This window comes from Limimaricola variabilis (assembly GCF_034371605.1).
In the GTDB taxonomy this organism is placed as follows: Bacteria; Pseudomonadota; Alphaproteobacteria; order Rhodobacterales; family Rhodobacteraceae; genus Limimaricola; species Limimaricola variabilis.
This window is the reverse complement of record NZ_CP139691.1, coordinates 1,558,179-1,570,233: the sequence shown is the minus strand read 5'-3', so window position 1 is coordinate 1,570,233 and position 12,055 is coordinate 1,558,179. Positions and strand designations below refer to the sequence as shown.

Annotated in this window: 16 protein-coding genes; 8 read left to right on the top strand and 8 right to left on the bottom strand. The window is 66.8% G+C overall.

From position 1 onward, the window contains the following. Nucleotides 1–15: 15 nt before the first annotated feature. Nucleotides 16–621 carry a DedA family protein gene (locus tag T8T21_RS07720; protein ID WP_322337426.1) on the top strand — a complete coding sequence of 202 codons (606 nt, stop codon included), beginning with the start codon at nucleotides 16–18 and terminating at the stop codon, nucleotides 619–621. On the opposite strand, the gene T8T21_RS07715 is transcribed toward T8T21_RS07720, so the two are convergent. Then, nucleotides 618–1,028, bottom strand: coding sequence for a hypothetical protein (locus T8T21_RS07715; protein WP_183471875.1), 411 nt, complete (start codon nucleotides 1,026–1,028; stop codon nucleotides 618–620). The two genes, T8T21_RS07720 and T8T21_RS07715, sit on opposite strands and share 4 nt — an antisense overlap. Nucleotides 1,029–1,041: 13 nt before the next feature. Continuing rightward, complete coding sequence (locus T8T21_RS07710) at nucleotides 1,042–2,244, bottom strand: pyridoxal phosphate-dependent aminotransferase (protein WP_322337425.1); 1,203 nt, start codon at nucleotides 2,242–2,244, stop codon at nucleotides 1,042–1,044. Between the two features lie 124 nt (nucleotides 2,245–2,368). Here T8T21_RS07710 and T8T21_RS07705 point away from each other — a divergent pair, with 124 nt between their 5' ends. From T8T21_RS07705 to T8T21_RS07695, 3 genes are all read left to right on the top strand, one after another. Beyond that, nucleotides 2,369–2,752, top strand: a complete 384-nt coding sequence (locus T8T21_RS07705) for a helix-turn-helix domain-containing protein (protein ID WP_183471878.1) — start codon at nucleotides 2,369–2,371, stop codon at nucleotides 2,750–2,752. Beyond that, nucleotides 2,749–3,054: a succinate dehydrogenase assembly factor 2 gene (locus T8T21_RS07700; protein ID WP_322337424.1), complete on the top strand. Its 306-nt coding sequence runs from the start codon at nucleotides 2,749–2,751 to the stop codon at nucleotides 3,052–3,054. Before T8T21_RS07705 ends, T8T21_RS07700 begins: the two co-directional genes overlap by 4 nt. A 77-nt stretch (nucleotides 3,055–3,131) precedes the next feature. After that, nucleotides 3,132–3,641, top strand: a complete 510-nt coding sequence (locus T8T21_RS07695) for a MarR family winged helix-turn-helix transcriptional regulator (RefSeq protein WP_183471880.1) — start codon at nucleotides 3,132–3,134, stop codon at nucleotides 3,639–3,641. A gap of 19 nt (nucleotides 3,642–3,660) precedes the next feature. On the opposite strand, the gene T8T21_RS07690 is transcribed toward T8T21_RS07695, so the two are convergent. From T8T21_RS07690 to T8T21_RS07680, 3 genes are all read right to left on the bottom strand, one after another. Further along, complete coding sequence (locus T8T21_RS07690; protein WP_322337423.1) at nucleotides 3,661–4,089, bottom strand: VOC family protein; 429 nt, start codon at nucleotides 4,087–4,089, stop codon at nucleotides 3,661–3,663. Between the two features lie 68 nt (nucleotides 4,090–4,157). After that, on the bottom strand, nucleotides 4,158–5,507 hold the full coding sequence (locus T8T21_RS07685; protein ID WP_322337422.1) for a hypothetical protein: 1,350 nt from the start codon (nucleotides 5,505–5,507) through the stop codon (nucleotides 4,158–4,160). Then, nucleotides 5,504–6,502: a hypothetical protein gene (locus tag T8T21_RS07680; RefSeq protein ID WP_322337421.1), complete on the bottom strand. Its 999-nt coding sequence runs from the start codon at nucleotides 6,500–6,502 to the stop codon at nucleotides 5,504–5,506. The genes T8T21_RS07685 and T8T21_RS07680 overlap by 4 nt, the downstream gene beginning before the upstream one ends. Nucleotides 6,503–6,646: 144 nt before the next feature. Here T8T21_RS07680 and thyX point away from each other — a divergent pair, with 144 nt between their 5' ends. Both thyX and T8T21_RS07670 read left to right on the top strand, forming a co-directional pair. Then, nucleotides 6,647–7,555: an FAD-dependent thymidylate synthase gene (gene thyX / locus T8T21_RS07675; protein ID WP_322337420.1), complete on the top strand. Its 909-nt coding sequence runs from the start codon at nucleotides 6,647–6,649 to the stop codon at nucleotides 7,553–7,555. Nucleotides 7,556–7,625: 70 nt separating this feature from the next. Further along, a complete protein-coding gene (locus T8T21_RS07670) occupies nucleotides 7,626–8,357 on the top strand; it encodes a glycosyltransferase family protein (RefSeq protein WP_183471890.1) in 732 nt (243 codons plus the stop codon). Nucleotides 8,358–8,401: 44 nt separating this feature from the next. Here the strand turns inward: T8T21_RS07670 and T8T21_RS07665 are convergent, their stop codons facing one another. Beyond that, complete coding sequence (locus T8T21_RS07665) at nucleotides 8,402–8,608, bottom strand: cold-shock protein (protein WP_021692131.1); 207 nt, start codon at nucleotides 8,606–8,608, stop codon at nucleotides 8,402–8,404. 99 nt (nucleotides 8,609–8,707) lie between these two features. Between T8T21_RS07665 and T8T21_RS07660 the strand changes: the two genes are divergently transcribed. Continuing rightward, nucleotides 8,708–9,004, top strand: a complete 297-nt coding sequence (locus T8T21_RS07660) for an arsenate reductase family protein (RefSeq protein WP_322337419.1) — start codon at nucleotides 8,708–8,710, stop codon at nucleotides 9,002–9,004. 2 nt (nucleotides 9,005–9,006) lie between these two features. On the opposite strand, the gene thrS is transcribed toward T8T21_RS07660, so the two are convergent. Continuing rightward, nucleotides 9,007–10,962 (bottom strand): threonine--tRNA ligase, encoded by a 1,956-nt coding sequence (thrS, locus tag T8T21_RS07655; protein ID WP_322337418.1) that lies wholly within the window; start codon nucleotides 10,960–10,962, stop codon nucleotides 9,007–9,009. 158 nt (nucleotides 10,963–11,120) lie between these two features. Between thrS and T8T21_RS07650 the strand changes: the two genes are divergently transcribed. Beyond that, entirely contained in the window at nucleotides 11,121–11,858 is a 738-nt protein-coding gene (locus T8T21_RS07650) for an alpha/beta hydrolase (protein WP_322337417.1), read from the top strand. On the opposite strand, the gene T8T21_RS07645 is transcribed toward T8T21_RS07650, so the two are convergent. Beyond that, nucleotides 11,855–12,034 carry a hypothetical protein gene (locus T8T21_RS07645; RefSeq protein WP_183471898.1) on the bottom strand — a complete coding sequence of 60 codons (180 nt, stop codon included), beginning with the start codon at nucleotides 12,032–12,034 and terminating at the stop codon, nucleotides 11,855–11,857. The two genes, T8T21_RS07650 and T8T21_RS07645, sit on opposite strands and share 4 nt — an antisense overlap. Nucleotides 12,035–12,055: the final 21 nt, after the last annotated feature.

Sequence of the window (12,055 nt, the reverse complement as noted above, 5' to 3'; positions counted from 1 at the left end):
GCTGGTTGACGGGCCATGTTCGATTTCATCACCAGTTGGATCGCCGCCGGCGGCGCCTTTGCCGTCACCTTCCTGATGTTCCTCGAGAACGTCTTTCCCCCGATCCCCTCGGAGCTGGTGATGCCGCTCGCGGGCTACAACGCCGCCACCGGCGAGACGAACCCGATCCTGACGCTTCTAGGCGGCCTGATCGGGACGGTCGCGGGGGCGTGGCTCTGGTACGAGCTGGGCCGCAGGCTCGGCCGCGAGCGGCTGATGCGCTGGATCGATCGGCACGGGCGCTGGCTGACCCTGACGCGCGAAGACGTGGAGCGGGCGCTGGGTTGGTTCGACCGGCACGGGACGGCCGCGATCTTCTTCGGCCGGATGATCCCCACCGTGCGGACGTTGATCTCGGTGCCGGCTGGACTGCAGCGCATGGGGCGGATCCGGTTCCTGCTCTACACGACCGCCGGATCGCTGGTCTGGGTCGGCGCCCTGTTCGGCGCGGGCTACCTGCTCGAGAGCCAGTACGAGCGGGTGCAGGGCTGGCTCAACCCGGTGACCAACGGCATCATCATGGTGATCGTCGCGCTCTATCTGTGGCGGGTGATCCGCGGCAAGGGTCGGCGCGACCGCTAGTCCTGCCGCCGCGCCGCCTCGACCCGATCGGCCTTCTTGCGCACCAGGATCGTCCGCAGGTCGTGCATGGCCAGCAGCAGCGGCTCGGTCACGGCCTCCAGATCGGCCTCGCTGGCCTGGCTCTGCACCCATTGCGCGGTGAGGTTCATGTGGTCGATGGCGCGATGGATATCGTCGATCTGCCGGGCCGCGAGGATCGCGCGACGCTGTTCCAGCCAGGCTTCGGCCGCAGCCCGGTCCTCGGGAGCCATCTCGCGGTTGCCGGGGGCGCGGATCTCGCCGTTGCGGGTGTTGATCACCGCGATCTGCTCGAGGTCGACCCGGCGGTGCCGGGTCTCGTCGCCGATGCGGTACATGGTGCCACCGGTCTCGCGCACCCTGAAATAATAGCCCGACAGGTCGGTCATCGCGTCTCTCCTCCTAGCGCAGCCCGTCGCAGAAGCGACGGATGCGGGCGCAGGCCTCCTCCAGCGCCGCATCCGACGTGGCATAGCTGACGCGGAAGTTGGGCGACAGTCCGAAGGCCGCACCGAAGACGACGGCCACGCCTTCTTCTTCGAGCAGTGCCGTGGCAAAGGCCTCGTCATCGGCGATCCCGGTGCCGCCGGCGCTGGTCTTGCCGATGCAGCCCGAGATGTCGGGATAGACGTAGAAGGCCCCGTCCGGCACCGGACAGGTCACGCCCGGGCAGGCGTTCAGCGCCGCGACGACGAGATCGCGGCGGCGTTCGAACACGGCATTGTTGGCGGCGATGAAGTCCTGAGGGCCTTCCAGCGCCTCGACCGCTGCCCACTGGCTGATCGCACAGGGGTTCGAGGTCGATTGCGACTGCAGCTTGGCCATGGCGCGGATCAGCGGCTCGGGGCCCGCGGCATAACCGATGCGCCAACCGGTCATCGCATAGGCCTTGGAAACGCCGTTGACCGTCAGCGTCCGGTCCTTGAGGCCCGGCTCGACCTGGGCGGGCGTGCAGAAGCGGAAATCGCCGAAGGCGAGGTGCTCGTACATGTCGTCGGTCATCACCCAGACATGGTCGTGGCGCATCAGCACCTCGGTGAGCGCCTTCAGTTCGTCGCGCGAATAGCCCGCCCCGGTGGGGTTCGAGGGCGAGTTGAACATCAGCCACTTGGTGGCAGGGGTGATCGCGGCCTCCAGCGCCTCAGGCGTCAGCTTGAAGCCGTTATCGATGCCGCAGGCCACAGTGACGGGCGTGGCGCCTGCGAGCAGCACCATGTCGGGATAGCTGACCCAGTAGGGGGCGGGGATGATCACCTCATCGCCGGGGTTCAGCGTCGCCATCAGCGCGTTATATAGTACCTGCTTGCCACCCGTCCCGACGCTGACCTGTGCGGGGCTGTAGGCGAGACCGTTGTCGCGCTCGAACTTGGCGCAGATCGCGCGCTTCAATTCGGGGATGCCGTCAACCGCGGTGTAGCGTGTCTTGCCCTCCGCGATGGCGCGGCGCCCGGCCTCGGCGATGTTGGCCGGGGTGTCGAAATCCGGCTCGCCCGCCGAGAGACCGATGATGTCGCGGCCTTGCGCCTTCAGCTCGGCCGCCTTGTTGGTCATGGCGATGGTGGGGGAGGGCTTCACCCGCGAGAGGGTGTCGGAAAGAAACGGCATGACGGTCTCCGGGATGTCGCTGGCTGCGCGGGACGGGTCGCGCCCGTTCTTTCAACGGCGCCCCGCCCATGTCATATGGCTGGGACGGGCCGCCATCAAGCGGCCGCCGGGCAGGAGGGATGCGATGCAGGACGAAGGCTATTACAGCGAGGCGGCCGCCACCTTCGGTGACAGGCTCGCGGGTGCGCGCGAAGCGGCGGGGCTGAGCCAGACGGCGCTGGCGACGCGGATCGGCGTCGAGACCGCGACGCTCCAGGCTTGGGAAGACGACATGGACGAGCCGCGCGCCAACCGGCTGCAGATGCTGGCGGGGATGCTCAACGTGTCGCTGAGCTGGCTGCTCACCGGGCGTGGCGACGGCCCGGAAGCACCGGCCGAAGGCACACCCCCGGCGCTGGGCGAGATCCTGTCCGAGATGCGGGTGCTGCGCGCCGAGATGCTGCAGGCGGCCGAACGCATGGCCACGCTGGAGAAGCGGCTGAAGCGGACCGCGGAGGCGGCCTCGTGAGCGGGCTGCCGATCGAGCCCGCGGCGCCCATCGACGAGCCGCGCGACACTCGCGAGCGGCGGCTCGCGATGCGTTCGATGCGGCGGGGGATCAAGGAGATGGACCTGATCCTGCAGGATTTCGCCACGCGTCGGCTGGCGGCGATGAGCGACGCGGAACTGGCCCTCTACGACCGGCTTCTGTCCGAGAACGACCACGACATCTATGCCTGGATCGCCGGCACGCAGCCGGTGCCCGAGACCTACGCCGCGCTGGTGGCCGAGATCGCTAAGGGCGCGCGCGGCGTGACCCGGCCGCGATGAAGCGCCCCGCCGTTTAACCGTTTATTCGTCATTCTTCTGCATTTCTGCCTACGGGCGGGCAGAATGGAGAAGTGACGATGAGCGTGCATTCCACCCTCGAGCCGACGCTGCGCGGTGCCCGCGACACGGCCTTCATGGCGAGCTATCTCGACAGCCTGACCTTGGTGGAACGGCTTCACCGGCTGCTGCTCGATGTCATCAAGGACGAGTTCGAGCGCGTCGGCGTGATCGAGATCAACGCGGTTCAGGCGCTCCTGCTGTTCAACGTGGGCGACAACGAGGTGACGGCGGGCGAGTTAAAGTCGCGCGGCTACTACCAGGGCAGCAACGTCAGCTACAATCTCAAGAAGCTAGTCGAGGCGGGCTACATGCACCACCAGCGCTGCCACGTCGATCGCCGCTCGGTCCGGGTGCGTCTGACCGAGAAGGGCAGCCGCATCCGAGATATCGTCGACAAGCTGTTCGCGAGCCACGCCGCGGGCATGTTGTCACGCGGCGTGCTCGACCAGTCGGGCATCGACGACATCACCATGTCGCTGCGGCGGATCGAGCGCTACTGGAGCGATCAGATCCGCTACATCTACTGACCCCGACGGGGGCGGGGCCTCACCAGTGGCCGGTGTTTTCCATGCTGGCCCAAGGCTCCCTGGCGGGCAGGGCCTCGCCCGCTTGCAGCAGCTCGATCGAGATATTGTCGGGCGAGCGGACGAAGGCCATGTGTCCATCGCGCGGCGGCCGGTTGATGGTGACGCCGTTGGCCTGCAGATGCGCGCAGATCGCGTAGATGTCGTCGACCTCGTAGGCGAGGTGGCCGAAATGCCGGCTGTCCGAGGGCAGGCCCTCGTCGCCATCCCAGTTCCAGGTCAGCTCGACCGGGCAGTCCTCCTGCCCCGGGGGGGCCATGAAGACCAGCGTGAAGCGCCCCCCTTCGCTCTCCTTGCGGCGGGTTTCGCGCAGGCCGAGCAGCTCATAGAAGGCCATGCTCTTCTCGAGATCCTTCACCCGGACCATGGTGTGCAGGTATTTCAACGCCATTCCGGCTCTCCGCTGTCTGATTGCGCGGCTGAACCTAGCAGGCTGGGAGCCGGGGGCCAGTGCCCGGATCAGAAGGAGGAGCGCAGGCCCAGCTCGAGCGTCAGTGCCTGCTCCTCGAAAAGCGGCACGCTCGACCAGCTGCGCCGGGCGGTAAGCCCGAGCTCGGGGTAGAAGCCCCAGCGCGCGGTCCGGGGCAGGCCGACGCGAAGCTCGGCCTGCAACTCCCGATCCTGACGGCCACCCAGATCGTAGCGCGTGGCGGCGTAGTCGCGCCATTGCGCTTCGACCCCCAGGCCGATCCGCGCCGGTCCCACCGGGCGTGCCAGGTCATGGTCGAGGCTCAGCGTCACGGCATCATGCGACAGATCCGGGCGCTCCCCCGGCACGTGCCGCAGCCCGAGCGACATCCGAAGCCGGTCGCCCCCGGCCAGCTCCTTCGAAAAGCCGAGCTGCCCCACCGGCGCCCACCAGCCCGCGTCGAGGTCGTGGCGATAGCTGTATTCCCCTGCGAGGCTGACCTCCACGTTGGCCCTCTGCGTCCGCGCGAGCGGCCGGGCGACGCCGAGGCGCAAGGTGTCGACCAGGGGTTCGCCGCCATACCAGTGCCGCGCAACCTCGGCCGAAAGGTCGATCGGCGCCTCGGCGGCGATCCGTTGGTTGGCCGCCGCCCTCAGCGTGGCCCGCGCGTAATCCGCGCCCTTTGCATCCGGCGCCTGCCGCCGTGCCGAGGTGCTCAGCCGGGGCAGGCGCGCCTCGGCGGCAAGGTCGATCCAGGCCGGGCCGGGCAAGGCGGAGTTCGCGATCGACCCACGGACGCCGAAGCGGGCGTCGAACACGGTGCCGGAGAGCGCCTTCGCGTCGCCGGTCAGTTCGAACACGAAGGGCAGGCCGGGCAGGCGCAGCTCCTCGGCGCGGCTGCCGCCATTGACGTTGGAGGAAGGCGCGACGCCGAAACCCAGCCGGAACGCCAGCGGGTTGCGCGCCGCAACGGCGCGGTAGTCGCGGGCAAGGCCCTCCAGGGCGGCCGCGTCCGGCGCGTCGGGGCTGGCGCGGCGCAGCCAGAACTGCGCCTGGGTGAAGCGGCCTTGGCGCATCCGCGCATGGGCGGCGAGCCGGGCCGCGCGGAACCGGGCCGGTCCCTCGACCAGCCGATGCGCCCGCCCGGCATAATCGGCGACCCCCGGCCAGTCGCCGGTCAGCGTCGCGGCCTCGGCCGCCAGCATCAATGCGGTCGGATCGTTCGGATCGCGCAGCAGCAAAGCGCGGCTCAGCTCGAGCGCGGCCGGTGCATTCTCGGCGGCCAGCGCGCCGGCCGCGAGGCGGCGCATCGCGTCGGGGCCGATCTCGACCGGCGCGGCCGCCGCGCCCATGGCCAGGCCAAGCGCAAGGGCAAGCCCGAAAGCCAGGCGTCGGATCATCGGTAGACGATGAAGCCGCCGGTCTCGCGCACCTTGATCCTGCCCTCGTAGCGCGGATCGGTGCTGTCGATCACGACGATGCCGACGATCTCCTGCGCCTCGCCGCCGATGATCCCCATGAACGTGCCTTCCTCGAAGACCTCGGTCCCGCCATCCTCGAGGCCACGCGTGCTCGATGCCGTGCCGGAGATCTCGCCATTGCTCTGCACCACGCCGGGGCCGACGTCGAATGTCAGCGGCGGCGCGACCAGCGCCTCGTCGTTGAGCGGATCGTTCGGCCCGAGCACAGCAAGCTCGCGGCCGCCGGAATTGAAGATCCGGCGGTTGTAGACCACCCCCCGCAGCCCGTCATCCTCGGTGAAATCCTCGAAATCCACGGCGATCTCCACGTCGCCGGAGCTGTATTCGAGACCGGTTCCGCCGTCGAAGACCCGGATCCCGGCATAGTCGCCGCTGAACACCGCCTGGCCGTCCTTGGGGATCTCGACGCCGCCGTTGCGCTCGTAGAGGAAGCCGCCGAAGCCATAGCCGCGATAATCGCCGGTGCGGATGATGGCAAAGCGCGAGCGCGGCTGCAGCTGACCGTCGATGCGGGTGGTGTCGCGGCTTTCGCCATAGATGGCACGGTAGTCGAACTGCCGGATCCGGGCCCCGGTCTCGGGGTCGAGCACCACCGAATCGTCGCCGAAGCTGCCGACGCTGTCATAGAGCGCAAAGCCGTTCAGGCTGCCGAAGCGGGCCTGCCGCTCATAGGGGCGGTCGCCGTCGAAGGGGATGTTGTCGACGCTGAAGCTGTCGCTGGCGGCGTCGTATTGCACGGACGTGACAAAGCCGCCGCCATCCGCGTCGCGCTCCTCGCTGCGCCGGATCGAGTCGCCCGGACCTTCCCCGCTGTCCTCCTCCGTCGTCTCCTCCTCGTCGGGGAACACGAAGGGCTGGCCGTCGCCACAGGCGGCCAGAAGGAGCAGGGCTGCGGCGGAAAGGGGTCGGAACATCGGGGGCCTCGGCCTCGGGGGATGACGCGACCATTCCCGGGCAGGGTGGCGGGTGTCAACGCGGGGTGGAACGGCACCGGGCGATTGTTCCAATCCGGCCACGCGGCTATGCAGGCTCCAGACCCGGATCAAGGAGACCAACCCATGCCGCTGACGCCCGAGCAGGAAGCCGAGATCGAGGATCTTCGCGCCACCCCCCGACAGACGCTGCGCGCCGTCTCCGAAGGCGCCGAGAAGCATCTCTACAAGGCCCACCCGGTGCTCGACCACGGCTTCGTGCGGATGATCGACTACATGGGCGACGACGCGGCGATCTGCCAGGCGGCGCGGGTGAGCTACGGGCGCGGCACCAAGTCGGTGCAGAACGACGAGGGGCTGATCCGCTACCTGATGCGGCACTGGCACTCGACGCCGTTCGAGATGTGCGAGCTGAAGCTGCACGTGAAGCTGCCGGTCTTCGTCGCGCGCCAGTGGATCCGCCACCGCACCGCCAACGTCAACGAATACTCCGCCCGCTACTCGATCCTCGACCGGGAGTTCTACATCCCCCGCGCCGAAGACCTCGCCGCGCAGTCGGCGCAGAACAACCAGGGCCGGGGCGACGTGCTGGGCGAGGAGGAATCGGCGCGCGTGCTCGACTGGCTCCGCGAGGACGCGCACCGTGCCTATGACCACTACGAAGCGATGATTTCCGATGACGGCCAACAGGGCCTCGCGCGCGAGCTGGCGCGGATGAACCTGCCCGCCAACATCTACACGCAGTGGTACTGGAAGGTGGACCTGCACAACCTGTTCCACTTCCTGCGGCTACGCGCCGACAGCCACGCGCAATACGAGATCCGGGTCTATGCGGACGCGATCTGCGAGATGGTCAGGGACTGGGTGCCTGCCGCCTACCGCGCCTTCGAGGAGTATCGCCTCGGGGGGGTGACGCTTTCAGCTTCCGGTGTGGAGTGCCTGCGTCGAATGCTCGCTGGGGAGGAAGTGACCCAAGCGACGTCGGGGATGAGTGCGCGCGAGTGGCGGGAGTTCTCGGACATTGTCCGAAAATAGGGTCACGGAGCTCCACGCTGATGAGCCTAGGCCATTCAGGGAGTAATGCCGTTGAAATTGAGGATGCGCCGTGTCTAAGGTTGTCGTTGCTTGCGTCAAATGGGGCAACAAGTACCCTTCGTCCTATGTAACAAGGTTGCGGAATATGGTCAGGCGGAACCTAAACGTTCCGCATGAATTTTTTTGCCTGACCGATGATGGAACGAATTTGCCCGATGACGTCCACGTCGTGCCGCTTACGGAAAACTGGACCGGCTGGTGGAACAAAATTTGTTTGTTCAATCCTGATTTGTTCCCTGAGGGCGCGCGGATACTATACTTGGACCTTGATGTCGTCATTACAGGGAGCATCGATTTTCTACTCGATGAGGAGCTGTCGTTTTCCGCCTGTAGGCCTTTTTCTGGAAAGCAGAATGTTCGCTGCAACAGCTCGATCCTGTGCTTTCCCTCCGGGCCCTATAGATATCTGTATGATGGATTGAAAGTCGACGGAAGCATCGTCGAAAGATATCCCGGGGATCAGGATTATATCTCGGATCTTGTTAAAGAGATTGACTGGTTTCAGAGTGATAAGGTGGTTTCTTACAAATTCGATCTGGGGTCTACATTCTGGGGCACAGCGCTTCCTGAGAAGATAAGGCGCGGATTGCCGCGCATTGCGCCCCTGCCAGCTATGGAAACCGTTCTTCCGAAAGAGGTGTCCGTGGTGGTCTTTCACGGAAAGCCGGACCCTGAGGATGTGGCGAAAAAGAGCTACAAAGGTTATCGCAAAGCACCTTTCGTCAGCCAGCATTGGCAATAGCTGTCTGATAGGTTCGATGCCTTGCATCTGTTAGCGGCAGACAATCAAACCTTCCGCAAATTCCCCGCCATCTCGCGTCCATCCCGGCCTTCGATCAGCTCGAACTCCACCGGCTCGTCATCGGCGAGGCCGGTGAGGCCCGAGCGCTCGACCGCCGAGATGTGGACGAAGATGTCCTTGCCGCCATCCTCCGGCGCGATGAAGCCGTATCCCTTGGTGGTGTTGAACCATTTCACGGTGCCCTTCGGCATGGCACGCTCTCCCGTATCTTGATCACACACCGCACGCCTTGCGGTTGCCAAGGACATTAGGGCGCGCCACTGAAAGGCAAATCACAACTGGAGGCAAAGATGCGGGTTCTGGGGCTGAAGAACTGCGATCGTACGCGCGCTGCGATGGAGGCGCTGAAAGAGCAGGGGCACGACCCCGTTCTGGTCGATATCCGGGCCGAACCGCTGGCCGCGGAGGAGCGCGCGGCGATCCTCGCGGCCTTCGGCGACCGCGCGATCAACCGGGCCTCGACCACGTGGCGCGGGCTCTCGGATGACGAAAAAGCCCGGCCAATGGCCGGGCTTCTGGAGGATCACCCGGCGCTCATGAAGCGCCCGGTGATCGAAGAGGACGGCATCTACCGCCAAGGGCTCTAGCCTCAGGCGTCGCGGCGCAGGTCCGGGGGCGTCGCCTCGTCCTTGAGACGGGCCAGCACCTCGTCCAAGCTGAGCACCTCGGAGCGGTTCTCGCCGAGGCGGCGCAGGCTGACGGTGCGCTCCTCGACCTCGCGGCCGCCGATGGCGAGGATCACCGGCACCTTGCCGACCGAGTGCTCGCGCACCTTGTAGTTGATCTTCTCGTTGCGGGTGTCGGCCTCGGCGCGGATGCCCGCCTTCTTCAGCGCGGCGACCACCTCGTGCACGTAATCATCGGCATCCGAGACGATCGAGGCCACCACGACCTGACGCGGCGCGAGCCACAGCGGCAGGCGGCCGGCATGGTTCTCGATCAGGATGCCCAAGAACCGCTCGAAAGAGCCGAGGATCGCGCGGTGCAGCATGACGGGGCGGGCCTTGTCGCCCTTCTCGTTGACGAACTCCGCATCCAGACGGTCGGGCAGGTTGAAGTCGGCCTGGAAGGTGCCGCACTGCCACTCGCGCCCGATCGCATCCGTCAGTTTGAAGTCGAGCTTGGGGCCGTAGAAGGCGCCTTCGCCCGGATCGATGGTGTAATCGGCCCCAGCCTTCTGGATCGCCTTCTCCAGCGCGGTCTCGGCCTTGTCCCAGATCTCGTCCGAGCCGACGCGGGTCTCGGGCCGGGTCGAGAGCTTGATGTCGAACTTCTCGAAGCCGAGATCGTGGTAGACCGAGGCGAGCAGCGCGATGAAGTCCGCGCATTCCTGCTCGAGCTGGTCCTCGGTGCAGAAGATATGCGCGTCGTCCTGCACGAAGCCGCGCACCCGCATCAGACCGTGCATGGAGCCCGAGGATTCGTAGCGGTGGCAGGAGCCGAACTCCGCGAGCCGCAGCGGCAGGTCGCGGTAGGATTTGAGGCCTTGGTTATACACCTGCACGTGGCAGGGGCAGTTCATCGGCTTGAGCGCGTTGGTGCGTTTTTCCTTGGCACCTTCCTCGTCTACCTCGACGATGAACATGTTCTCGCGATAGGCCTCCCAGTGGCCCGAACGCTCCCACAGCACGCGGTCGACGACCTGCGGGGTGCGGATCTCGCGGTAGCCGGCGGCGTTCTGGCGGCGGCGCATGTAGTCTTCGAGCGCGCGGTAGACGGTCCAGCCGTTCGGGTGCCAGAACACCATGCCCGGCGCTTCCTCCTGCAGGTGATACAGGTCCATCTCGCGGCCCAGCTTGCGGTGATCGCGCTTGGCGGCCTCCTCCAGCATGGTCAGATGCGCCTTGAGCTCATCGCGGTTGCGGAAGCCCACGCCCGAGATCCGCTGCAGCTGCGGGCGGCTCACGTCGCCGAACCAGTAGGCGCCGGAGACGCCCATCAGCTTGAAGGCGTCGGCCGGGAGCTGGCCCAGATGCTGCAGATGCGGGCCGCGGCAGAGATCCTGCCAGTCGCCGTGCCAGTACATGCGGATCGGCGCGTCCTCGGGGATGCGGTCGAGCAGCTCGATCTTGAAGGTCTCGCCGCGCTCCTGGTAGTAGGCGCGCGCCTGCGCCCGGTCCCACACCTCGTTGCGGATCGGCTCGGACTTGGCGATGATTTCCTTCATCTTCTTCTCGATCGCGCCGAGATCTTCGGGGGTGAAGGGCTCGGAGCGGTCGAAATCGTAGAACCAGCCATGCTCGGTCACCGGGCCGATGGTGACCTTCACGTCAGGCCAGATCTCCTGCACGGCGCGCGCCATGACATGGGCAAAGGCGTGGCGGATCAGCTCCAGCGACGGCTCGGCGTCCTTGGTGGAATGGATCGCGATCTTGCTGTCATGCTGGATCGGCCAGCTCAGGTCCCAGTGATTGCCGTTCACGTCGGCGGAAATGGCCTTCTTGGCAAGGCTGGGCGAGATCGACTGCGCCACTTCGGCGGGGGTCACGCCGGCGGGATACTCGCGGCTGTTGCCATCGGGGAAGGTGAGGGAGATCTGGGCCATCTGCGGCCTCCTCGTCGGTTTGGCGCCCACGGAACGCCCGGTTGCGGGTTATGTGTGTCGGGGCTTGATGATCGGGTGGGGCCGGGCTGTCAAGCGCGGGGCTTGCCATCGTGGCCCAGCGCTTCGATGCTGCGCGCCGACCAAGAACGGAGAGGATCATGCCCGATTTCACCAGCCCGCAGGGCCGCCGCATCGCCTATGATCTCACCCCAGGGACGGGGCCGGGCGTGGTATTCCTGGGGGGCTTTCGCTCCGACAAGGAGGGGACCAAGGCGCTGCATCTCGAGAACTGGGCGAAGCGGGAAGGTCGCGCCTTCCTGCGTTTCGATTATTCCGGCCATGGCAGCAGCGGCGGCCGCTTCGAGGAGGGCGCGATCGGCGACTGGGCCGAGGACGCGGCGGCGGCGCTGGAGCTGACCGACGGGCCGCAGATCCTCGTCGGCTCGTCGATGGGGGGCTGGATCTCGCTGCTGCTGGCGCGCGCCATGCCCGCGAAGGTGGCGGGTCTCGTGACCATCGCCGCCGCCCCCGATTTCACCGAGGACGGGTTCTGGGCGGAGATGACGGAGGAGATGCGCGCCGCTCTCGCGGCCGATGGCCACCTCGATTACCCGTCCGATTATGGCGAGCCGCTGCGGATCACCCGTCGCCTGATTGAGGAGGGGCGCAAGCAGCTGGTGCTGCGCACGCCGCTGAAGCTGCCCTTCCCGGTGCGCTTCCTGCAGGGCACGGCGGATGAGGACGTGTCGGCCTCCACCGCGCTGCGGCTTTTGGAACATGCGGAAGGGCCGGACATGTGGCTGACGCTGGTCGACGGGGCCGATCACCGTTTCTCGACGCCCGATTGCCTCGAGCTGATCGAAACCAGCGTCGCGGAGGTGTCGGCCCGGCTCTAACGCCGCACGTGGCGGGCGCGGCGGGCGATGGGGCGGGCGAGCTTGTCGAAGCCCAGCGCGCCCAACAGCACGCCGACCCAGCCCCAGAGCGCGGCCACGGTCAGCAAGCCCATGAACAGCAGCACGCCCAAGGTGGCGAGAAAGGCAGAGGTGTAGTCCGGGGCGGGTGGGCGCATGGCGACCTTCTTTTGCCCGGC

Excerpts from the sequence above, each read along its gene's own strand:
- T8T21_RS07720 (WP_322337426.1), top strand. The coding sequence starts at position 16 with ATGTTCGATTTCATCACCAGTTGGATCGCCGCCGGCGGCGCCTTTGCC.
- T8T21_RS07715 (WP_183471875.1), bottom strand. The coding sequence starts at position 1,028 with ATGACCGACCTGTCGGGCTATTATTTCAGGGTGCGCGAGACCGGTGGC.
- T8T21_RS07710 (WP_322337425.1), bottom strand. The coding sequence starts at position 2,244 with ATGCCGTTTCTTTCCGACACCCTCTCGCGGGTGAAGCCCTCCCCCACC.
- T8T21_RS07705 (WP_183471878.1), top strand. The coding sequence starts at position 2,369 with ATGCAGGACGAAGGCTATTACAGCGAGGCGGCCGCCACCTTCGGTGAC.
- T8T21_RS07695 (WP_183471880.1), top strand. The coding sequence starts at position 3,132 with ATGAGCGTGCATTCCACCCTCGAGCCGACGCTGCGCGGTGCCCGCGAC.
- T8T21_RS07690 (WP_322337423.1), bottom strand. The coding sequence starts at position 4,089 with ATGGCGTTGAAATACCTGCACACCATGGTCCGGGTGAAGGATCTCGAG.
- T8T21_RS07685 (WP_322337422.1), bottom strand. The coding sequence starts at position 5,507 with ATGATCCGACGCCTGGCTTTCGGGCTTGCCCTTGCGCTTGGCCTGGCC.
- T8T21_RS07680 (WP_322337421.1), bottom strand. The coding sequence starts at position 6,502 with ATGTTCCGACCCCTTTCCGCCGCAGCCCTGCTCCTTCTGGCCGCCTGT.
- thyX (WP_322337420.1), top strand. The coding sequence starts at position 6,647 with ATGCCGCTGACGCCCGAGCAGGAAGCCGAGATCGAGGATCTTCGCGCC.
- T8T21_RS07665 (WP_021692131.1), bottom strand. The coding sequence starts at position 8,608 with ATGCCGAAGGGCACCGTGAAATGGTTCAACACCACCAAGGGATACGGC.
- T8T21_RS07660 (WP_322337419.1), top strand. The coding sequence starts at position 8,708 with ATGCGGGTTCTGGGGCTGAAGAACTGCGATCGTACGCGCGCTGCGATG.
- thrS (WP_322337418.1), bottom strand. The coding sequence starts at position 10,962 with ATGGCCCAGATCTCCCTCACCTTCCCCGATGGCAACAGCCGCGAGTAT.
- T8T21_RS07650 (WP_322337417.1), top strand. The coding sequence starts at position 11,121 with ATGCCCGATTTCACCAGCCCGCAGGGCCGCCGCATCGCCTATGATCTC.
- T8T21_RS07645 (WP_183471898.1), bottom strand. The coding sequence starts at position 12,034 with ATGCGCCCACCCGCCCCGGACTACACCTCTGCCTTTCTCGCCACCTTG.